Genomic DNA, 493 nt, shown 5'->3' on the forward strand with positions numbered 1-493 from the left:
GCTCCGGCTTCTCGGTCAGTCGGCAGAGGACTTGATGCTGCTGACCTAATCGTTTTGCGGGCGCAGGCCGAAGGTTGCGGGCTTGAGACCGTAGCGCATGTCGAAATCGTCGTCCGATGGTGCGCGCGTGGCGGGTGGCTTGCGGTAGTCGGGATCGCCCGCCTGGCGGCCTGAATCGACGACTTCCGCGAAGGCCATCGCCTGTTGCGTTGGTTTCGGCACGTTGCGCAGGCGTTCGACGATCGCCACCAGATCGACATCGTCGCCGGCTTTCGAAGAGGCGGCCTCTTCGCGCTTGGCCGTGCCGGGAAGCAGGTGGCTCGGCAGTTTTTCGAACTTCAGCCGCATGGTCGTCGCTACGCCTTCGCCAAAGGCGATGGCTTCGCGCTGGCCCATGGAGGACAGGAAGGCAAGCGACGAGGCGGAAGAGTCGGCAATCGCCGAGCGGATGATCGCCTGGTCCTGCTCATTGGCGAGCCGCATGGCGAAGAAG

Annotated in this window: 1 pseudogene; it reads right to left on the reverse strand. The window is 64.3% G+C overall.

Features of this window, described 5'->3' with window-relative positions:
• Window positions 1-45: 45 nt before the first annotated feature.
• A pseudogene (locus EN935_RS39840) lies at window positions 46-493 on the reverse strand (ATPase); the annotation flags it as partial.

Origin of the sequence: Mesorhizobium sp. M7D.F.Ca.US.004.03.1.1 (assembly GCF_003998635.1) — a bacterium.
GTDB classification, from domain to species: Bacteria; Pseudomonadota; Alphaproteobacteria; order Rhizobiales; family Rhizobiaceae; genus Mesorhizobium; species Mesorhizobium loti.